This window comes from Shewanella sp. MSW (assembly GCF_007636515.1).
Taxonomy (GTDB): domain Bacteria; phylum Pseudomonadota; class Gammaproteobacteria; order Enterobacterales; family Shewanellaceae; genus Shewanella; species Shewanella indica.
Genome location: NZ_LVDR01000009.1, coordinates 87,563 through 108,186 on the forward strand (window position 1 = coordinate 87,563; position 20,624 = coordinate 108,186).

The window sequence follows — 20,624 nt, forward strand, 5'->3', positions numbered from 1 at the left end:
TGGGATAGGTATCAGATGATACCCATCTCCTTGCCGATTCGGGTGAAGGCTTCGATGGCCTTGTCCAGCTGTTCACGGCTGTGAGCCGCCGACATCTGGGTACGGATACGGGCCTGTCCCTTGGGTACTACCGGGAAGGAGAAGCCAATAACATAGATATTTTCCTGCAGCAGGCGGTTGGCGAAGTCACTGGCCAACTTGGCATCACCCAGCATGACCGGCACTATGGCGTGGTCTGCTCCGGCCAGGGTGAATCCGGCTGCAGCCATTTTTTCACGGAAATAACGGCTGTTTTCCCATACCGCTTCGCGTAGTTCCTGGCCCTCTTTGAGCATCTCCAGCACCCGAATCGAGGCGCTGACGATAGAAGGTGCCAGTGAGTTGGAGAACAGGTAAGGACGTGAGCGCTGACGCAGCCAATCGACCACTTCTTTGCGGGCCGCGGTGAAGCCGCCGGAAGCGCCGCCCAGCGCCTTACCCAGGGTGCCCGTGATGATGTCAACGCGACCCATCACATCGCAATATTCGTGGGTGCCGCGGCCGTTCTGGCCGATAAAGCCAACGGCGTGGGAGTCATCGACCATGACCAGGGCGCCGTATTGGTCGGCGAGGTCACAGATACCCTTGAGGTTGGCAATAACCCCATCCATGGAAAACACCCCATCTGTCGCTATCAAGATATGGCGGGCACCGGCATCGCGGGCGGCGATCAGTTGGGTTTCCAGGTCGGCCATATCATTGTTGGCGTAGCGAAAACGCTTGGCCTTACACAGGCGAACACCGTCAATGATAGAAGCATGGTTCAGGGCATCTGACACTATGGCATCTTCCGGGCCTAACAGGGTTTCAAATAGACCTGTGTTGGCATCGAAGCAGGAGGAGTAGAGGATGGTATCTTCCATGCCGAGAAATTCGGACAGATTGGCTTCCAGTTGCTTGTGAATATCCTGGGTTCCGCAAATAAAACGTACCGAGGCCATGCCGAAGCCATGGTCTGCCAACCCGGCCTGTGCCGCCTTGATCAATTCAGGGTGATTGGCCAGACCCAGGTAGTTGTTGGCGCAGAAGTTGATAACTTCTGCTTCGTTGACGCGAATGGCTGGTTGCTGTGGAGAAACTATTACACGTTCGCTCTTGTACAGACCTTCGGCCTTGACGTCGGCAAGCTGTTGGTTGATCTGATCGTAGAATGAGGTAGATGCCACCTTAAGTCTCCTTGATTGGATTATTCTGTTTATTGGAGTGGTGGCATTTTAACCCTAAAGCCAATGGCTCAACACTCTTTTTTGAGCTGGGCCGTCAGGGATAAATCAGATTAGGGCTAGTGCTTGTTTCAGATGAGAAAAACTAAGGAAGCTGAGAGAGCAAGGCACCTGAATGTCAGATGCCCAAGACGGTGAGCTAGTCTTGCTGGTGGGCCAAATTTTGGTAGTGTTGCTCCAGACGCTCGAAGGTCGAGGTGGAACTGGGGGTGGCGTAGGCCTTGAAGATCATCAGCACCCTGAGCAGGCCTTCATAGAGTGAAGACTTGGTGATATTGGCTATGCTGGATTGGGTCAGCTGATAGCTGATCCAGAAGCTGACTATCATCTTGATGGTATCGGCCAGGCTGGAGATCTTGTCTTGCTCCAGCTGCAGAAAGCCATCCTGACACAACTGTTGAAGTACGTGGCTAGAGCGGGTCAACACCTTTTGTTGGGCTTCCAGATAGCGCTTTTTCAAGGCCTCATCGCGGCTGAGGATGTCGGCCAGGTTGGCGTACATAAAGCGAAATTGCCACAGGGTATAGAACATGGCATCGAAATAGCCAATCAACAACTCGACATCGACTTGCCTGTCTTCATAGGGCTGAAACCCCAGTTCCAGATGATTTTCATACTGGTCGAAGATACAACGAATAATATCTTCCTTGTTGCGGAAGTGGTAATAGAGATTGCCCGGGCTTATTCCCAGATGAGCCGCGATATGGTTGGTGGTGATGGAGCGTTCGCCGTATTCGTTGAAGAGTTCCAGGCTGGCCTGGATGATTTTATCGCGGGTTTTCATCTGAGTCCTAAATGGTTGCGGCATCATCCGCAATCCGGCGAATGGCTCTTGGTTATGCTGCTTCGGGTATTATGCTAGCATTGTGACAATCCATCAGGCAAAACTCAATTATCCCGCCAATGAACCTTAGTCGTTACTCACTCTTGCTGTATCTGTTGTCGCCACTCTTACTGCTGTATCTGGCATTTAGGGCATTGAAGAGCCCGGATTACCGCGGCAGGTGGGGTGAGCGATTCGGCTTGTTCAAGGCCAAACCGACAGACCTGTTGATCCATACTGTTTCCATGGGGGAAACCCTGGCCGCAGTGCCGCTGATCAAGGCATTGATGCAAGCCAACCCTGACTTATCTGTCACGGTAACGACCACCAGTCCCACAGGTTCCCGTGAGGTGCGCAAGGCGTTTGGTGACACAGTGCAGCATTGTTACCTGCCGTTCGATCTTCCCTGGTGTGTGCGACGTTTTCTTAACAGGCTCAAGCCTTCGAACCTGATAGTGATGGAAACTGAACTCTGGCCCAACTTACTGCATCAGGCCAAAAAACAGGGCGTAGGCATCATGTTGGCCAATGCCCGGTTGTCGGCCAAGTCGGCCGCCAAATACCAGAAGTGGGCCGGACTTAGCCTGCCGATGTTGCAACTGTTGGATAAGATAGCCGTGCAGACCCAAGCCGAGGCCGAACGCTTTATCGCTCTCGGCGTTGCCAGCGACAAGTTGAGTGTTTGCGGTAGCCTCAAGTTCGACCTGCAGTTGGATCAGCACAAGATAACCAGGGCCAGGGGCGAAAGGCAGTTGTGGGGACGCGCCTCGTCCCCGGTATGGGTTGCCGGCAGTGTTCATCCAGGGGAATTTGCCGCCATGCTGGAGTGCCATAAACGCCTATTGGCACTGTGGCCAGAGGCCTTGTTGATCATGGTACCGAGACACCCGGAGCAGTTCGATAATGCCGCCACGGCAATCAAGCAGGCCGGGCTTGCCTATGTGCGGCGCAGCAGCGGCCAAGGGCTAGCTGCCGAGACTCAGGTGCTGCTCGGGGATACCATGGGGGAGTTACTCGGGTTATATGCCTGCGGCGATCTGGCCTTTGTCGGCGGCACCCTGATCACCAATGGCGGGCATAATCCGCTGGAGCCTTCGGCCTTGGGCTTGCCGGTATTTGTCGGCCCTCATCATTGGGACTTTGCCGAGATAACTTACCTGCTGCAAGGTGCCGGGGCCTTACAGCAAGTTGAGGATGCCGCCTCGCTGGCGAGTGGCATAGCGGCACTGTTACAGGACAGCGATGCGAGACGCCGCGCCGCCCAAGCCGGCTTGGAAGTGGTTAGCAGCAACAGAGGAGCACTGCAGAAGCAGTTGCAGTTGGCTCAGGCCTTGTTGTCAGGCACTCGCTGAGCCGCGGTAGCCTTCCAGCAACCACTGCCAGTTATCTTCGGTAAATTGCAGCTGGGGCTGTTTGCGTTTTTCCTTGTTGAAGGAGCGCAGCAGCCGACTGAGATTGGCCTGTTGCCAGCCATCGGCCGGGGTTCGCAGCTCTCCTCGGTCAAAATCAATCAGATAAAAGCCCTGGTCGCTGCTGAGAATATTTTTGGCGTTGAGATCGGCATGGTAGACACCGCGCTGATGAAAACGGCCAATCAAGGCGCCGAGTTGTTGCCACTGTGGGCGTGACATGGCCTGTTTTTGCAGCAGAGCCACCAGATCCTCGGCACCATGAATGCGACGGATCAGGATATCGGCCCGGTACCAGAGCCCGAAGCGTTCCACTTTGGCGGCAATGGGCTCGGGTACAGGTAAACCTTCTTCAAAGAGTTGCTCCAAGAGCGCCAGTTCTGCCACGGCGCGGGTTTTGGTGAGGCCGGTGAACAGGTAGGCGTCTTTGCTGAACTTTTCCATCAAGCCGCCGCGCCAATAGTGGCGCAATACCCACTGCTGTTTTTCATGCTCGACAAACCAAGTGGTGTAACGCCCCTTGGATGAGCCGACAATCGCTTGCTGTTGCCGCCAAAAAGACTCGTCAAACCAGGTTTCATCCAGGGCTTGTGGGGCGGCAAGGCTCAGCGCCAGGCAACCCTTGGCGGTGTTTTTAATTTGCATCGGCTATTTGTTCGTTATAAGCGTGGAACCTGAGTCTATTCTACATTAAGATCTGGGGTTTGCACCCAAGAAGCCGATTCTGTCCATGAGTTTTGACCCCGCGAAAATTCAATCTCTCTGTTTGCTGCGCCTGTCGGCGATTGGTGATGTTTGTCATGCCGTTGCCATGGTGCAGGCAATTCAGCGCCAGTACCCGCAACTGGCCATCACCTGGGTGGTAGGCAAGATAGAATATCAGCTGCTCAAGCACCTGCCCGGGGTGGAGTTTGTGGTGTTTGACAAAGGTCAAGGCTGGAAGAGTTACCTCAATTTGCGGCGGGCGCTCAAGGGGCGTCGTTTCGATGTGCTGTTGCACATGCAGGTGGCGCTGCGGGCTACCATAGCCTCATTGATGATCCCCGCCAAAGTGCGCATAGGGTTTGACCGGGCCAGGGCCAAAGAGGGACAATGGTTGGTGACCAATGAGCAGGTTGCCCCGTTGGCCACGCCCCATGTATTGGAAGGCTTTATGGGCTTCGCTAAGGCTGTGGGGGTGACAGATCTTCAGCCTAAGTGGGACATTCCTGTGCCCGCCGCTGATACTGAGTTTGCCTGTCAGTTGATCCCTGATGGGGATAAGGCACTGATTATTTGCGCTGCCGCCAGTAAGGCAGAGCGAAATTGGTTGCCCGAACGTTATGCTCAAGTAGCCAACCATGCGCTGGAAAGAGGTTATCGTGTGTTGCTTTGCGGCGGCCCCGCTCCTATGGAGTATCAGCTTGCCGAGGCCATTATTGAACATGGCGATGCCCGCATCGAAAACCAGGTGGGTAAGACTTCACTGACGCAGCTTTTGGCGCTTTTGAAACAGGCGAGCATAGTCCTGGCGCCGGATACCGGTCCTGCTCATATGGCTGTGACCCAAGGAACGCCGGTGATCGGCCTATACGCCCATTCCAATCCTGGACGCACTGGGCCTTATACCTGTTTGGATAGCGTGGTCAGTGTCTATGATGAGGTAATCGCCTTGCAACATCCAGGCGAGGTTCCCTGGGGGACACGCGCCAAGGGCGCGCATCTGATGGAGATGATCCCGGTGGCATCTGTAATAGCCCAATTTGATCGTCTGTTGCCAGCGAGCGAAAGCGCTTAATCGAGCGATCCTCAACAATACTCCGGTCAATAGTAAGGAGCTGCCGATTAATGGTAAACTTCAGGCTTGATAGGCTCATCTGCTGACAAACATCAGTTGAGTGAAGCAATGAGGGAGGATGGGGTTTTTCCATTTAATTTTAGGGATAATGTCGATGTCCGTGGCGCCAAAATTTCTATTTGTACCTGTCTCCTGTGAAGAGGGAATAGGTGAATATATGCGTTCCACCATAGTGGCCGACGAGATCATGCAGCGTTGGCCCGGAGCACAGATTGAATTTGTGCTTAACAGTCGCGCCCCCTACGCCAAGTATTGCTCCTATCCAACGCATCTGGTTGACGACACTCCCACCAAGCGAGTGAAAGAGGTGAACCAGTTGATCTCAGAGCTCAAGCCTGACCTGGTAATCTTTGATGCGGCCGGCCGTAAAGCACAGCTGAAACATGCTTATCGCAGTGGCGCCAAGGTGGTTTTTATCAGCCAGCACAAACGCAAACGTGCTCGAGGCATGAAGCTTGTACGGGCATTGGTCACTGACAGTCATTGGGTAGTGCAGCCTGAGTTTGTGATTGGCGATATTAGTCGTTTCGATCGCTTCAAGTTAAACCTGATCAAACGGGCCGAGCCCATCTTTACCGGTCCTATCTTCGCAAGACCCGATAAAGCGTTGCAACAGCAGTTGCAGCAAGCATATAACTTAAAGCCAAAGGGATATCTCCTCTATAGCGCAGGATCTGGCGGTCATTATGTCGGCGCAACTCTTGCGGCTGAACGTTTTGCCCAAGTAGCGCAGGTCTGTTATCAAAAGATGGGGATACCCAGCGTCATGGTGTTTGGTCCTAATTATCCTAAAGCCCTACCTAGGTTAGAGGGGGTAGTGAGCATAGAGCGGCTCTCCAGCATGGAGTTTATCAATCTGCTTGATGGCGCAGTGGGCGCTGTACTAAGCGGTGGTGATACCCTGTTGCAGGCGATAGCTCTTAAGGTGCCGACGTTGGCGGTGGCAGTTTCCAAGGATCAACCCAAGCGGATTGATAGCTGTGTGCAGCGGGGCTTAGCCATCAGCAGCGATATCGAGACAGATGCTATGTGTACTCAGGTACAGCGTCTGTTGGAACCACAAACCGTGGGGCAGTTAGTTGCCAATATGGATAAAGAGGGGGAGGCCAAGGGGCTGGATATCTGCATAATGGAGATTGCACGACTATTGGGGCTTGATTATGAGTAGTAAACGGATCGGCTTAGCTATAGACAGCCTCGCCGGTGGCGGTGCAGAGAAGATAGTCCTAACTCTGGCGACTGAACTGAAACGTTTGGGACACGAGCCGCATCTTTTGGTGCTGACCCCTCATTATGATTATGCAGTCCCTGAGGAAATTCCCTTGCATGTCTGCTTCGATGAAGGTGAGCGGCATATCATTGCCTGGTGGCGGTTGGGGCGCTCGGTTGCCAGGGTCAAGCAATGGTTCGATGAACTCGAACAGACTTATGGTGGTTTTGACCTTATTTTGTCTAATTTGGACAAGAGCAATTTATTGCTAACTCGTGCCGGTGTATCACAGCTCTATATTGTGGTGCATAACTCTATTGAAGAGGAGTTGAAGCGTGAGCGTAAACTCGGACTATTAGCTTACCTTACAATGCTCAGAACCAAGCTGGCACTAAACGGCCAGGCGTTGATCACAGTCTCCAAGGGGATCGCTCAGGAAATTCGCCAGAGCGGGCGAATTTCTCCCCGCAGTATGCGTACTATATATAACCCATTCGATATAGAAGCGATAAGGGCAAAAGCTGTAGAGGAACACCCGGATATTCCCAAAGGTGACTATCTGATCCATGTTGGTCGCGTCGCACGGCAAAAACGTCATGACATACTATTTCAGGCTCTTGCCAAGATGCATAAGCCTTTGCCGCTGGTGCTACTTTGTAACAATCCCAAGAAGGCGATGAAACTGGCCAGAAAATACGGTGTGGCCGATCGCATCATCTGTCCCGGGTTTCAGGCCAACCCCTTTCCCTGGATAAAGGGTGCGAGTCTCTTGGTGCTCAGTTCCGATTATGAAGGCTTTGGTAATGTCCTGGTCGAGGGATTATTGTGCGGCACTCCTGTGATCAGTACCGACTGCCCCCATGGACCTGATGAGATTTTAACGGGTGAACTGGCTAAATATCTGGTTCCGAGACGGGATAGTAAGGCTTTAAGTCGGAAGTTGGAGCAAGCCTTGGAGTATTATCCGCCTTTTGCCGACAGTCAGATCCTTACGCAGGTGACCATCGACAAAATTGTTGCCGACTATCTGAGCCTCTGTGAGTCCTCTTAAGGGGAATGGAATAAAACTTCACCACTTTTACCACTTGCAGCCCAATTACTTAAGCTCTTGCTTGTTTAATCGTTTTACAAGCCCTGATATTAAAGCCTCGGTGTTGGTGGGCTAAATATAAAGCATTAATAAATAATGCATTATTAAGTTTCCCCTGCCCAGGTTTATGTTCAACATATACTCAATTGTTGTTTAAAGGCTGAAATTTTTCTGTTTCACCATAGAAGTTTAGGATTTGCTTTTCCACTGCATTGGCGACTTGGTGAGGGGCAATAGAGCTTGCTTTACCTGTACCTTCAAGGATGATGCTATCCCCCAGTGGTTGCCAGAGCTTAAAGTCGCTGGCCATTAGGGTTACTTGAGGCTTCGACATGCATACAGCGAGATGAGCAGTAGCAGTATCGACGCTTATGCTCAGGTCGCAAAGACCTATGATAGCTGGAAGTTCAAAGAAATTATTCAGTGCAGTAAAGGTCGTGATCTGCTTTGGATTTAAATCTTTATCTGCTCTTATCTCTGCAGTGACAGATTCAAGCTTATCTGGCGGTGTATTGACTATGAATACTAGGTTGGCATATTTTGAATTAAGCAGCTGGATCAGTTGTTTTACTTGAGGCCAGGGGTAGTCTTTTTTCGTCGCCGTTGATAGGTGATTGATAAAAATAATGAGTTTATTTGAGTCACCCTGTGTGAGTGAGGTTATCACGGGTTGGACACTTGATTGATACTCAGGACTAATATAAATATCGAGTTGTTTGCTGCCGTTAATGAGATCTGTGGTATCTAATCCTAGAAATTGATTAAAGCAGTGACCATAGAAGTCAGTAATATGTGAGCTTTTTTTAGCTATGTCACGGTAGTTGAGAGTACCATCGAGTTTGCCAGCATAGATTTTACTGGTAAATAGATTTTTTAGGGTGTAGTTCATGGTGGCGACAACTATGGCTGTCGATGAGATCTGACGTGCAATCTTTGCAAATTGTTCGCTACGATTTTTCCCTACGAAAATGATGATATCGTATTTTTTTTCTCGAGCTGTTTGGATTGCTGCTTGACGTTGATCCAAATTGCTCACAATAGGATAAACGTCGTCGAAATCCCCTATTGCATTTATCCATTCCGATAGAATTTTGTTGCGGCCTTTGGCCCAATCGTGGGGCTTACTGCGACAGTCGTCAAACCAGATATCGATACTAAGATGAGGGTATTTTGCTTTAAGGGCGCGTAACCAAACACCTTGGTAGACAAAATCACCAATGGCCAAGTGTGTCATGTACAAGACACGCTTAGCTTTCAGTATGCTTGAATGTTCAATTATGACAGACACAAGAATCTCTATTTTAGATAGTTGGTAAACTGTGTGAATTTTTTGTCAAGCTTAGGCGTTGCAAAAAGCCGCGCCAGAGCGCGTTGCCAGTTAAGATATAGCTTGGTTAATTTGCGTTGCTTCATCTTTTCAAGCCCCCCATGAGGGTTGATGTCCGATAGGCCCGTCAGATCGACTGAAACGCAGTATGGGATGAGTCCAAAAGGATAAATACCTAGCGTCCACCAGGATTTTAGGTGTCCATCAACTGGTTGTACCACATAAGGCATGTTTTTGATAAGTGCTTTAGCTCCTTTTTTACTCACTACCTGTGCTACAGCGCTAATTGGAAACTTATGATAACTAATAAATTTGTGCTTATGGTAAGTATAAGCATTCCTAATATTGCTCTGGCCACCCTTGCGGAGTGGATAAAGCTTAATGAAGTCCCATTCTTTTGTGGGTAGGTTTCGCATTAAGTCGACCACTTCTGAGAAATTGTCTTCTAGGTAGATGTCATCCTCAAGAATGAAGGCAAAATCCAAGTCATCATCGATAATTTTTTGCCATGCTTTTTTGTGGCTAAGACTGCAACCGACCTCTCCTTTACTTAGCGCCCTGTAATAGTTTTTTTGCACTAATTTGGCAGGAGAAACCTGTTCAATTTCTTCATCTGTTAGTAGGTTGCCATCAACGCCTTCTATGCGTTCGAAGGGGACTCCAACACGATTGAGTTGCTCGGTAATATGGGCCATCCGCTCTTTAGAGCGGGCTAGATTGATAACGAAAACCTTATACTTCATCATGAGTTTTAGCTATTTCCTTAAATGGTGACGAAGGCTTTGGCCAAGGCACTGATGATCGATCTCGGTAGCTTATAACGCTTATGTGCTTTGTCGATAAACAATTCCCAGCCGTCGCTTTTGATTTCTTTTAAAGTGTCAGCATCTATTTGGTTAGCAAAGATGTCGCAAAAGTCGTTTACAAATCTGACTTCACGTTTTAAGGAAGAGTTAGTATAGCCTCTACCAGCATAATGGATGAAGCTGGCTTGTTTATAATTATCTGCCCCTAAAACATCCATGCGGTTAAACTGTGAGGATATGCTCTTATTTTTGAGATTATCACGTTGTATCAGGTAGTTTACATAAGTTTGTTCATAGTACTTTATGTGATTACAAAGTTTCTGAAGATCAGATAATGAGGCAATATCAAATAATGGACATTGGCGTGAAATTAGCATGCAGCCTAAGTTATAGTAGACAGGGCGTCCATTTTCTTTGGGCCAGTCTTTTATTTCACCCATGATAGCAGAGATTTTGTCTATCACAGGTTGACGCTCTAGCAACTGTCCTTCATTAAATAGATAAATAGTATCCAGTTCATTATAAACTTCAAAAATGTTGTCAGCATCTGGAGTAATAATGATATCGGCATCCAGGTACAGTACCCTATCGTATTTTTTCAATAACTCCTTGATATATAACTTCTCTGTCCACGCAGGGCTGGCGGTATGTTTTGGATTTGTGATGGTGATTGGGTAATGGAGCTCCTTTGAAACGATAAGATCAGCACCGACTTTTTCGGCATATCTTTCGAAACTGAGTAACGCGGCACGGTACATGGGATTTTCATCACCAATAGCAAGCGTAAAAATAGCTGTTTTCAATTGATTGTCTTTCATTACAAATGGGCTCCTCAAGGCTTAATTACTGACCGATAAAGTGTTGCGCGGCCAGCCAGTCCAGATACTCGGGTACTCCTTGCTCGACTGTTTTAAAGGCCTGAGTATATCCAGCAGCCCTAAGTCGAGTGAGATCCGCCTGGGTATAGCTTTGATAGGCGCCTTTGAGCTTATCCGGGAAAGGAATATATTCGATTTCCCCCTTACCGTGATAAGCGATCACCGCATTGGCCACGTCGTTGAAGCTCTGTGCTTGACCCGTACCACAGTTGTACACCCCTGAGACACTTGGATTTTGCCATAGCCAGAGGTTGACTTTGATTACATCTTCGACATACACGAAGTCTCTCAGTTGTTTGCCATCTTCGAAGCCGTCGTGGCCCTGAAACAGGCGGCAGATACCATTCGCCTTAATCTGATTGTTGAAGTGGAAAGCTACACTAGCCATGCCGCCCTTATGTTGTTCCCTTGGTCCATAAACGTTGAAGTAACGTAGTCCGGCCACTTGAGTCGTGAAGCTATGTTGCCTGACATATTGATCGAACAGGAACTTGGAGTAGGCATAGACGTTGAGCGGCTTTTCCAGCTCCCGCTGCTCGACAAACTTATCGCTGCCGCCGTAAACAGAGGCCGAGGATGCATAGATAAACTGGCTGCCGGTACGCTCACAGAAGTGGAGCAGGGTTTTGGAATACTCGTAGTTGTTAGCCATCATAAACTTGCCGTCCCACTCAGTGGTTGACGAACAGGCGCCTTGATGGAAGATTACTTCAACCTTGTTATCGAATTGTCCCTGGTTGATCTGTTCGATGAAGTCTGCTTTATCCAGATAATCGGCGATTTCACAGTCGGCGAGATTAAACATCTTGGTGCCGTCGGTCAGGTCATCTACGGCAATAATATCACTACGCCCTAAGTTATTGAGCGCTTTAACTAAGTTGCTACCAATAAAGCCTGCGGCACCTGTGACTACTATCATAAGTATTTTCCAATTTTCGTGTGACTCGTATAAATGTCGAGTCGCTAAATGTTATAAATCCGAGGTGAGTGGTTGGGGCTCACCATAAAAGGTATCTAGGAACTGAGCAATTTCCTGTGCCGCAGCGTCAAAATCGATTAGTGCCATATTTCGGCCAGTTTTTTTGCCTATCGGTGGAGTAAAGGCTAGACGCTTGTGGCTCTGGGTCAAAGTTTGCCAGCGAATTTTGGGCGCTGAACGCCTCCCCGCATAAAAGCCTACAGTCGGCACATCATGGAGCCCAGCGATATGTAATGGGCCTGTTGAACCTGCGATAAACATGTCGGCAGCGACCAGTGATTCGGCAAAGTCGGCAAGGCCGGCTAAAGGTTTGGCCATCACCACTTTGACTCCGTTAGCTTGTAAGTCTTTATTGATTATTTGCGCTAATGCTTCTTCGTCACCGTTAAAGGTGAGTACAAACTTACAGTCGATTTTAGTATTGGCGTTTATCTGTGTTAATAGGTAGGCAAAGTCCTTTGGGGCGAGCGCACCGGATGACCCACCTGTACCCGGATGAGCAAAGATCAACTTTTCACCTGAAGAATGTCCGTAATAGGCTTGCCATTTGTCTCGCACGGCTTGTTTATCCCAATATTGTTTGGGAAGCGCTGGGATACTGTATCCAAAATGATTAAGGAAGTGCTCTACCAGTAAGCAAGCACCACGCCAACAAGGCTCTCCCTTACGATACTGAACGTTGGCTCTGTGTTTATAGAGATATTGGTACCAGTTATGCTTAGGAGCGAGTTTATAGGCAACATCTATGTGACGTAAGATTTTGTAGATACGGTATTCGGATTGAGAGATGAGAATTGCGTCATATTGCCTGGCGCTGATGGCTTCGCCAATCTCTTCATCGTTGCCGTTATCGACAATGACATGGTCAACATAAGGGCATACTTCAGCAAATGGCTTTACGGCTGGAGAGACAAACATTTCAATACTGGCTTGCGGTAAAGCATGCCTGAGTAGATACAGTGCAGGCCACATGAGGACAAAGTCGCCAATTTTATCGTGTTTGATGACCAATACTCTTTTTAACATATGAAAAAATCAACTCATTGTAAAAACTTAAGTGATCCATTGATGTCTACATCCTCGTGAACATCAATGGATCACTCACGAAAAAAGGCGTGTCAGTATACCAATTTAAATTCCATAGATCTGTGTTTTCGTCTTTCATAACCAGGTTTCATGTCTGAAAGAATTGCATGGGTCACCAAATGCCTTGAACTCAGACTCTTTGGGTACAACCGCTGTTAAGCGGTTAACCAAGCTGATTCGATGTCAATGGTTCAATCCAGGGAGAGAACTCGTTAAACTAGGCGCGATTACACCATCAATTTAGGGCACAGAGTCATGTACACGAAAGCCATCTATCCCGGAACATTCGACCCTGTCACCAATGGGCATGCGGATCTTATCCAACGTGCCGCTGCGCTATTTTCTCACTTGGTGATAGGTGTGGCAGCCAGTCCATCGAAGCAGCCTTGTTTTACTCTGGAAGAAAGGGTCGCCATGCTCAACAAGGTGACCTCACATCTGGATAATGTCGAGGTGGTTGGCTTTACCGGGCTACTGGTGGACTTTGCCAAAGAACGGAGTGCCAATGTGTTGGTGCGGGGGCTGCGCGCTGTGTCTGATTTCGAATATGAGTTCCAACTGGCCAATATGAATCGTCGGCTCCACCCTGAGCTGGAGAGTGTCTTTTTGACACCTGCGGAAGAAAACTCTTTTATTTCATCGACCTTGGTCAAGGAAGTCGCGCTGCACGGGGGCGATGTCAGTCAATTTGTTCATCCGGATGTTGCCAAGGCCTTGGTTACCCGAATCAAAAAGCAAGGAAGTTAATTTCAATGAGAAGTTTTTTGTACAAAAGCTTGGTGCTGGGCATTGGCCTGGGAATGAGTACTATGAGTCAAGCGGCGCCTTGGGTCGATAGTTCTGACATTTATTTAAGAGCCGATATACAAGCGCTGGCCGATGCCGGGGTAATCACGGTTCCGGTCAATACCTATCCCTTGATGTGGGCAGGTATCGGTGCCGACTTGGCCAAAGTTGAGCCGGCCACCCTGACCCCGGCGTTGACCGACGCCTTTTCCAGGGTGAATTTTTACTATCGTCAGGCGATAGACAGTCGCGGTAGTGCGGCCATCAAGGCAACGGCGGCAACCGATGCTGCCAGATTTCAACATTTTGGTTCTGACTATCGTGAGAAGGGACAACTGAGTGCCTCCTATGAATATGTCGGAGAACGTTTTGCCTTCAAGGTTGCAGGAACCGGGGCATATGATGCTCAGGATGATGAGAACGCTCGTCCGGATGATTCCTACATGGCTGTGGTATTGGGCAATTGGATAGTGACCGCAGGCGCTGTGCAGCAGTGGTGGGGGCCTGGATTTGATTCGGCCTTGCATAAATCAAATAATGCCAGGCCCATGCCGTCTGTGATGCTCAGTCGTAACAATGCCGCTGGCTTTGAAACCCCTTGGCTATCCTGGATTGGTCCCTGGACCTTGACTACTGGTATCAGTTGGATGAACGACGACAGGGCCATTGAAGATACCCTGCTGTGGAATATGCGTGGCAGTGTCAGACCCTTCAAACAGTTGGAAATAGGCCTTTCCTGGACCACGCAATTCTGTGGTGAGGGGCAGGATTGCGGTTTTGGTTCATTCTGGGATGCTATTTCAGGTGGTACCGAGTGTGCCGATGGAGATCCTAACTGTGACCCTTCCATGCAGTCCAAGATAGGCAACCAGATGGCGGGTTTCGATATTCGCTATGCCGACACTCTGTTTAACGTGCCTTTCGGCCTTTATCTGGAGCGCACCTGTGAAGACTCCAGCGGTTCGGCGCCATGGCAGATTGCCGACTGTGGCATGCTGGTGGGCGCTGATACCCGCTTCAACCTGGCGCAGCAGCAATATAAGCTGTTCTTTGAGTATACGGATACAATGGTAGCCTGTGGTAGCGACCCTAATGTGTTTAACTGTTTCTATGAACATAGCACTTACCTGAGTGGTTCACGTTACTATCAACGTTCTTTGGGATCCACCTATGACAGCGATGCCAAGGTTTATGTGTTGGGTTTGGTTGGGCAATTTGCCGACAGCCACGGCATCAACGCTTACCTGCGTTATGCTCAACTCAATAAAGACGGCAAGTCTCCTTCTCATGGTTGGGCACCTCAGCCTGCCAAGGAAGACCTATTGATGTTGGAGCTCAGCTATCGAATGCCCTTGTTGAAGGGAATGATGACTTTTGGGGGAACTGCTTCCCGTTCAGAATTCGATACTGATAACGATACAGATGCCAGCCTATTTGGCAGTTACGAATACAGATTCTGAGAAATAACACCTTCCCCAAGCCGGCTTAGCCGGCTTTTTTATGTCTGTAATTAAAATGTTATCAGCATTGGTTTTAATGGTTGCGTAAAAAGCGGCGTTGACATAATTTAGCCTTAAGAAACGACTTCTATGCTGCAGTTCAAGCCTATGGAACATAGGCTTGAACTGTTTTTAGGTCAGTATCCCGGGAGCTTATTTTTGATTTCAGTCGTAATACCCGCCAAAGACGAAGCCGGCAATATAGGCCCTCTCATTAATGAAATCTGTCAGGCCTTGGCAAGTACAACTCCATTTGAAATTCTGGTTGTGGACGATGGCAGCAGCGATAACACTGCCAACGAAGTGTTACAAACCGCAGAGCAAAATGGTTGTGATGCCAGAGTTATCCGTCATAAACGCAGTACAGGTCAGAGCACGGCTATCTGCACGGGAGTGCGCGAGGCCAAGGGGGAATATATAGTGACCCTGGACGCCGATGGGCAGAATGATCCTGCGGATATCCCCGCCATGATCCGGCTTATCCCGCAAATGAACAGTGCTGATTTTTGTATCGCAGGTTATCGAAAGCACCGTAAAGACACGGCTTGGAAACGCTTTCAATCCCGTTTTGCCAACCGGGTACGCGATGCTTTGTTGCACGATGGCGTTCCGGATACCGGCTGTGGCCTTAAACTGTTTCCACGAGCCAGTTTTCTGAAACTTCCCTATTTCAACCATATGCACAGGTATATTCCGGCGCTTATCCGCCGTATTGGGGGAGATGTGCGTATTTCCGTGGTTAATCACAGAGATAGACAAGCCGGTATTTCAAAATATACTGCCTGGAATCGACTCTGGGTGGGAATCGTCGATATCTTGGGGGTGATGTGGTTGATCCGCCGGGCCAAAATTGCCGAGATAGACAGCATTGAACACAGCCGCCGGGATTAAGTTGAAGCGTTTGCTAAAGACACTGTTGTTGCTCTTTGTTTTGCTTGGGCTGATGTTGGCCGTTCAGGCCGGCTGGTTTGAGCATCTCACCGACAGCAACTGGGTCGCCAACTTTATTCAGCGCCAAGGGAGTGGTGGACTGGCGTTACTGTTTGCTGTGGGCACCCTGTTTACTGCCGTGGGGGGGCCGAGACAGATCATTGCCTTTGTTTTCGGCTTCGCGCTTGGGGGGGCTGTTGGCGCCCTGTTTTCTACCTTTGCCGCCTTGGCGGGTTGCCTTCTCAGCTTTTACTGTGCCCGTTTGACGGTACGCGAATTCTTGCAAAAACGTTTTGGTATACGGCTGCAACGTTTTGAACGGATGATCATCCATCGCACCTGGCTCAAAGTATTAATGATTAGGCTGTTACCTGTGGGCAGCAACCTGTTGACCAATCTTTTCGCCGGGGCAACCCGGGTTCCTGTCGGCGGTTTTTTGCTTGGCAGTTTCATTGGTTATTTACCGCAGATGCTGATCTTTGCCTATGCCGGGGCCGGCTTGGGCTTGTCTGATCAGTATCAACTCGGCATCAGCCTGGTGCTCTTGCTGCTTTCCAGCTTTATAGGAACTTACCTTTACCGCAATCGCCTGAGTCGTCAGGTGGATGATTTGGTCACAGACAAACAGGAGCTTTGATGAATTGGCTGCGTAGCTACTTTGGCAGTGATAGTTACACCAGGGTGTTTTGGGCATTGTTCTGGCTGACCTTGTTTATTATGTTGCTGGGAATTGGATTCCGCTCTCCCTGGCCTGCTGACGAACCCAGATTTGTCGAAGTTGCCAGAGAAATGGTCAGTAGCGGTCAGTGGTTGTTTCCCAGTCGCGGCGGCGAATTTTATCCTGATAAACCGCCGGTTTTCATGTGGGCCATAGCACTTTGCTACGCCTTGATTGGTGACCTCAAGCTGGCTTTCTTGCTGCCCAATGCCCTGTGTGGTTTGTTGACAGTGATGCTGGTCTACGATCTGGGCGCCAGACTTTGGAATGTTCGCACCGGGCGCAATGCTGCTCTGCTGCTGCTATTGGTGCCGCAATTTTTGATGCAGGCCAAGAATGCTCAGATAGATGCCATGGTGATGTGTTGGATTACTTTAGGGTGTTATGGCCTCTTGCGCCATTTCCTCAAAGGGCCGAGTTGGGGCTGGTATTTCGCCGCCTGGGGCTTTATGGGGTTGGGGGTTATCACCAAGGGGGTTGGCTTTCTGCCTCTGCTGTTGCTGTTGCCGTTGGCATTTTACAGCTGGCAACGAGGCTTATGGCGAGAGAGCTGGCGCTGGCGGGCGCTATTGGGGCCGGTCGCCATGTTGGCCGTAATTGCGCTCTGGTTGGTTCCCATGATACTGACGGTTCAAGCATCCGCGAGCCCGGATCACCTGGCTTACATGAACAATATTTTGTTTAAGCAAACGGGTGAACGTTACGTCAACGCCTGGGATCATATCAAACCTTGGTATTTCTTTGTTTTCAGTGTCATTCCTTGGCTCTGGTTCCCTCTGCCTTTATTGGCATTGGCTTACGGAAAGCGCCTCTGGGCGGCCATTAAGGCAGACCCAGGCATTGCCGTCTTGCTGTTATGGGTCTTGTTGGTGGTGGTGTTTTTCAGTATCAGCCCAGGTAAGCGCAATCTCTATATTTTACCGGCACTGCCGATGGCCGCGCTGGCCATTGCGGCTGCATTGCAGGGAGCACAGTTGTGTCTGTGGTTTGAGCGTTTGGTGTCCGCCCTGTTGTGGTTGTTGGGGGGCTTGCTGCTGACTCTTGGGGTGCTGGCATTGCTGCATCATCCCAAGTTGCTTGAGAGGTTGGCGGACTATACCGATGATCTCACAGGTATCGGCTACCTGTTTATGGTGCTGGGTTCTTCCTGGCTAATTTTGATTTGGTGGCTAAGGAAGCAGCCTTCGCTGTTCAGGGCCGGCGCTGTAACTATTCTGGGATGGCTCCTGGTCAGCACCTGGGGTTATCTGTTGCTCGATGAAATACGTACTCCCAAGGCTTTGATGCAACATACTGCCGAGGTGATAGGTGAGGAAGCTGAGCTTGGATTAATCCGCTTCAAGGAGCAGTTTATTCTGTTTTCTCCCATAAGTATTACCCATTTTAGCTATCTGGCATCCACCGCCGAGCAGGAGCGCCGGGCCTGGCAGTGGCTGCAACAAGGTAAACAACGCTATCTCCTGGTTCCCGGTTGGGTAACCCTTGAATGCTTTGATTTGAGTAAGGGGCAGAATATGGGCTCGGCCCACAGGCAAGATTGGTATTTACTGTCGGCATCGGCGAGTCTGCCCGAATGTCAGTCGCCCAAGACTATGGTCAGTTACTACACCCCGCATCCGGGGCAGTGGATGCGGGAATAGCCTTGGGTCAGCGCGTCTGGCACAGGCTGCAAAACACTGTGCTGCGCTGTCCCAGGCGTATTTCGGATAATAGATGGCCACATTGGGTGCAGGTTTCCCCACCGCGGCCATAGACATGCAGCTTTTGGGCAAAGTAACCCGGTTTACCTTCGGCATTGGTGAAATCTTTCAGTGTGGTACCGCCCTGTTTGATGGCCTGAGCCAGGATCAGCTTTATCTCGGCGACCAGCACTGTCAGCCGCTCTTTATCCACTTTACCGGCATCGGCCTGCGGGTGGATCCCGGCGGCAAACAGGGCTTCGTTGGCATAGATATTACCGACACCCACCACAATGGCATTGTCCATCAGACAAAGTTTTATCGCCTTCTTCTTGCCCTTGAGTGCCGCGTGCAGTTGCTCGACATTGAAGGCATCCGTTAAGGGTTCGGGGCCCAGTTTGGCCAGTAGTGGATGAGCCGTTTCCGGCAACTCGCACCAGAGCCAGGCACCGAATCTGCGCGGGTCGTTGAACCTCAGCACCCGGCCGTTTTCCAGCTCCAAATCTATATGGTCGTGTTTCTCCGCCGGTGTGCTACGGGGCAAAATCCGCAGGCTGCCGGACATCCCCAGATGCACTATGCAGGTACCGGCATCTGTATCCAGCAGCAGGTATTTGGCGCGGCGGCGCACGGCTCTGATGGTCTGTCCTATGATATTGCGGGCCGTTTCAGGTACCGGCCAACGCAGTGAAGGATTCCGAACGATAAGGTTACTGACGGTCTGATCAACAAGATACGGCGCAACCCCGAGGCGGGTCACTTCCACTTCCGGCAATTCTGGCATAAGGCTCTCTGCTCTATCAGCTTGTGGATACACTCAGCAGAGGTACAACACCACTTCTGAGGCTGGGGGGAATAAGATACCAGTTCCCGGCGGCAGATTTAAGCAGTCCTTGATGGGGATAAAACAGCCAAAGTTGTGGCTCGGCAGCGCCGCTGACTTTCAGCAGCAACTCTTGTGGCCGCTCATCTTGGGTGAGTTCAGGCTTGCTGGCCAATGGTGATACCCGAATACTGAGCCAGGCTTGACTCCAGTCGGCGCAATTGAGCACCTTGGGATCACACTGCCATTGGCCAGTGGCGGCCTGTGCCAACCAGATCCCGTCCAGTTGCAGCTGTTGCAGTTCAGTATGGCTGTCAAACAGCTCGCGGGTATCTGGCACCGAGTTCATGCGTTTATCCAGCAAGGTCAGTACCGACACCATCAAAATGGAGGCCAGAATAATGATGTTATTCCACTGTTTGCGGGTCAGTGCCATGGGCAAAAATAGTTTGATTGAGGTCGAATCGCCAGTGTAGCACGGTGGCAGGTATCAGCCACCCGTGCTGTTCATAAACCTCAGGATCTGCACCTGATTGGGATCGTCGAAGTGATGCTCCTTGGGCTTGCGCTGAATCGCCTCGAAGATAGCTTGCTTCAATACGTCTATATCACCAGGATGGCTGCGGATGATCTGCTTCAGATCCAGCGAGTGTTCATTCCCCAGGCACAGCAGCAAGCGGCCTTCGGCCGTGACTCTGACCCGGTTGCACTCATGGCAAAAGTTATGGCTGTGGGGTGAAATAAAACCTATATGGATAGGGCTGTCGGCCATGCTGTAGTAACGTGCCGGGCCGCCGGTACGCTTGGATGACAGGCTCAAGGACCAGCGTTGATTGATAATTTCCCTGACATCACTGCTGCTCATGTGTCTTGGCAGAGAACGCTCCTCCATCACACCCAGAGGCATCTCTTCGATAAAGGCGATATCCAGCTGCTTTTGACGGCAATACTCCAGCAGATCGATAATTTCGTTTTCGTTGCGTCCCTTGAGGATCACGGCGTTGATCTTGATCCTGTCAAAGCCGGCTGCCTTGGCGGCATCTATGCCCTTGAGCACTCGCTCCAGCTTGCCGTTGCGGGTCAGGGTGGTGAAGAGTTCGCTCTTTAGGGTGTCCAGGCTGATATTGAGGCGGTTCAAGCCGGCGGCTTTCAGCGCCGGAGCCAGTTTGGCCAGCCTGGAGCCGTTGCTGGTCATGGAAAGATCTTTGAGCCCAGGTAATGCCGCGAGCTGCGCCACCAAACGGTCGCAATCGCTGCGTACCAAGGGTTCGCCGCCGGTGAGGCGTATCTTGCTGACGCCAAGCTCGGTAAAGGCGCGGCCGATAAAAGCCAGTTCCTCCAGGCTCAATACCTGTTCCCGCGCTAGAAAACAGGGATCTTCACTCATGCAATAGATGCAGCGAAAATCACACCTGTCGGTAATGGAGAGGCGCAGATACTCTATTTTGCGGCCAAAGCCGTCACTCAGGCTGTTCAAGGGCA

20 protein-coding genes are annotated in these 20,624 nt (G+C 50.3%); 9 read left to right on the forward strand and 11 right to left on the reverse strand.

Annotated elements, in window-relative coordinates; genetic code table 11:
* Positions 1 to 11: 11 nt before the first annotated feature.
* On the reverse strand, positions 12 to 1,205 hold the full coding sequence (locus AYI96_RS11570; RefSeq protein WP_039035417.1) for a glycine C-acetyltransferase: 1,194 nt from the start codon (positions 1,203 to 1,205) through the stop codon (positions 12 to 14).
* A gap of 196 nt (positions 1,206 to 1,401) precedes the next feature.
* Positions 1,402 to 2,046, reverse strand: a complete 645-nt coding sequence (locus AYI96_RS11575) for a TetR/AcrR family transcriptional regulator (RefSeq protein ID WP_039035416.1) — start codon at positions 2,044 to 2,046, stop codon at positions 1,402 to 1,404.
* A gap of 119 nt (positions 2,047 to 2,165) precedes the next feature.
* On the opposite strand from AYI96_RS11575, the gene waaA reads away from it, so the two are divergent.
* The gene (gene waaA, locus AYI96_RS11580; RefSeq protein WP_144361648.1) at positions 2,166 to 3,437 is read left to right on the forward strand and encodes a lipid IV(A) 3-deoxy-D-manno-octulosonic acid transferase; all 1,272 of its coding nucleotides are present in this window, start codon (positions 2,166 to 2,168) and stop codon (positions 3,435 to 3,437) included.
* On the opposite strand, the gene AYI96_RS11585 is transcribed toward waaA, so the two are convergent.
* Positions 3,423 to 4,139 carry a 3-deoxy-D-manno-octulosonic acid kinase gene (locus AYI96_RS11585; protein WP_039035414.1) on the reverse strand — a complete coding sequence of 239 codons (717 nt, stop codon included), beginning with the start codon at positions 4,137 to 4,139 and terminating at the stop codon, positions 3,423 to 3,425. The genes waaA and AYI96_RS11585 overlap by 15 nt on opposite strands.
* A gap of 85 nt (positions 4,140 to 4,224) precedes the next feature.
* Here AYI96_RS11585 and AYI96_RS11590 point away from each other — a divergent pair, with 85 nt between their 5' ends.
* The 3 genes from AYI96_RS11590 (at position 4,225) to AYI96_RS11600 (ending at position 7,592) form a co-directional block, all read left to right on the forward strand.
* A complete protein-coding gene (locus AYI96_RS11590) occupies positions 4,225 to 5,271 on the forward strand; it encodes a glycosyltransferase family 9 protein (protein ID WP_039035413.1) in 1,047 nt (348 codons plus the stop codon).
* A gap of 154 nt (positions 5,272 to 5,425) precedes the next feature.
* Positions 5,426 to 6,499, forward strand: coding sequence for a glycosyltransferase family 9 protein (locus AYI96_RS11595; protein ID WP_082014341.1), 1,074 nt, complete (start codon positions 5,426 to 5,428; stop codon positions 6,497 to 6,499).
* Positions 6,492 to 7,592 carry a glycosyltransferase gene (locus AYI96_RS11600; RefSeq protein WP_039035411.1) on the forward strand — a complete coding sequence of 367 codons (1,101 nt, stop codon included), beginning with the start codon at positions 6,492 to 6,494 and terminating at the stop codon, positions 7,590 to 7,592. Before AYI96_RS11595 ends, AYI96_RS11600 begins: the two co-directional genes overlap by 8 nt.
* A 181-nt stretch (positions 7,593 to 7,773) precedes the next feature.
* On the opposite strand, the gene AYI96_RS11605 is transcribed toward AYI96_RS11600, so the two are convergent.
* The 5 genes from AYI96_RS11605 to AYI96_RS11625 are packed head-to-tail and all read right to left on the reverse strand — an operon-like array spanning position 7,774 to position 12,647.
* Positions 7,774 to 8,919, reverse strand: a complete 1,146-nt coding sequence (locus AYI96_RS11605) for a glycosyltransferase family 9 protein (protein WP_039035410.1) — start codon at positions 8,917 to 8,919, stop codon at positions 7,774 to 7,776.
* A gap of 8 nt (positions 8,920 to 8,927) precedes the next feature.
* Positions 8,928 to 9,704: a glycosyltransferase family 25 protein gene (locus AYI96_RS11610; protein WP_052248225.1), complete on the reverse strand. Its 777-nt coding sequence runs from the start codon at positions 9,702 to 9,704 to the stop codon at positions 8,928 to 8,930.
* A 17-nt stretch (positions 9,705 to 9,721) separates the two neighbouring features.
* A complete protein-coding gene (locus tag AYI96_RS11615; RefSeq protein ID WP_226684949.1) occupies positions 9,722 to 10,582 on the reverse strand; it encodes a glycosyltransferase in 861 nt (286 codons plus the stop codon).
* A gap of 25 nt (positions 10,583 to 10,607) precedes the next feature.
* The gene (gene rfaD / locus AYI96_RS11620) at positions 10,608 to 11,561 is read right to left on the reverse strand and encodes an ADP-glyceromanno-heptose 6-epimerase (RefSeq protein ID WP_144361649.1); all 954 of its coding nucleotides are present in this window, start codon (positions 11,559 to 11,561) and stop codon (positions 10,608 to 10,610) included.
* Between the two features lie 51 nt (positions 11,562 to 11,612).
* Positions 11,613 to 12,647 (reverse strand): glycosyltransferase family 9 protein, encoded by a 1,035-nt coding sequence (locus AYI96_RS11625; RefSeq protein ID WP_144361650.1) that lies wholly within the window; start codon positions 12,645 to 12,647, stop codon positions 11,613 to 11,615.
* 315 nt (positions 12,648 to 12,962) lie between these two features.
* On the opposite strand from AYI96_RS11625, the gene coaD reads away from it, so the two are divergent.
* From coaD to AYI96_RS11650, 5 genes are all read left to right on the forward strand, one after another.
* Positions 12,963 to 13,454 (forward strand): pantetheine-phosphate adenylyltransferase, encoded by a 492-nt coding sequence (gene coaD / locus AYI96_RS11630; RefSeq protein WP_144361651.1) that lies wholly within the window; start codon positions 12,963 to 12,965, stop codon positions 13,452 to 13,454.
* Between the two features lie 5 nt (positions 13,455 to 13,459).
* Entirely contained in the window at positions 13,460 to 14,953 is a 1,494-nt protein-coding gene (locus AYI96_RS11635; protein ID WP_144361652.1) for a capsule assembly Wzi family protein, read from the forward strand.
* 198 nt (positions 14,954 to 15,151) lie between these two features.
* The gene (locus AYI96_RS11640; RefSeq protein ID WP_039035429.1) at positions 15,152 to 15,883 is read left to right on the forward strand and encodes a glycosyltransferase family 2 protein; all 732 of its coding nucleotides are present in this window, start codon (positions 15,152 to 15,154) and stop codon (positions 15,881 to 15,883) included.
* A gap of 1 nt (position 15,884) precedes the next feature.
* On the forward strand, positions 15,885 to 16,559 hold the full coding sequence (locus tag AYI96_RS11645) for a TVP38/TMEM64 family protein (RefSeq protein ID WP_144361653.1): 675 nt from the start codon (positions 15,885 to 15,887) through the stop codon (positions 16,557 to 16,559).
* Positions 16,559 to 18,280: an ArnT family glycosyltransferase gene (locus AYI96_RS11650; protein ID WP_071475708.1), complete on the forward strand. Its 1,722-nt coding sequence runs from the start codon at positions 16,559 to 16,561 to the stop codon at positions 18,278 to 18,280. Before AYI96_RS11645 ends, AYI96_RS11650 begins: the two co-directional genes overlap by 1 nt.
* Positions 18,281 to 18,287: 7 nt before the next feature.
* Here the strand turns inward: AYI96_RS11650 and mutM are convergent, their stop codons facing one another.
* Genes mutM through moaA form a run of 3 tightly spaced genes read right to left on the reverse strand, consistent with a single transcriptional unit; the run spans position 18,288 to position 20,619 of the window.
* Positions 18,288 to 19,103 carry a bifunctional DNA-formamidopyrimidine glycosylase/DNA-(apurinic or apyrimidinic site) lyase gene (mutM, locus tag AYI96_RS11655; protein ID WP_101096235.1) on the reverse strand — a complete coding sequence of 272 codons (816 nt, stop codon included), beginning with the start codon at positions 19,101 to 19,103 and terminating at the stop codon, positions 18,288 to 18,290.
* Between the two features lie 16 nt (positions 19,104 to 19,119).
* Complete coding sequence (locus AYI96_RS11660) at positions 19,120 to 19,578, reverse strand: hypothetical protein (protein ID WP_071475707.1); 459 nt, start codon at positions 19,576 to 19,578, stop codon at positions 19,120 to 19,122.
* A 54-nt stretch (positions 19,579 to 19,632) separates the two neighbouring features.
* Positions 19,633 to 20,619: a GTP 3',8-cyclase MoaA gene (moaA, locus tag AYI96_RS11665; RefSeq protein ID WP_144361654.1), complete on the reverse strand. Its 987-nt coding sequence runs from the start codon at positions 20,617 to 20,619 to the stop codon at positions 19,633 to 19,635.
* Positions 20,620 to 20,624 lie beyond the last annotated feature (5 nt).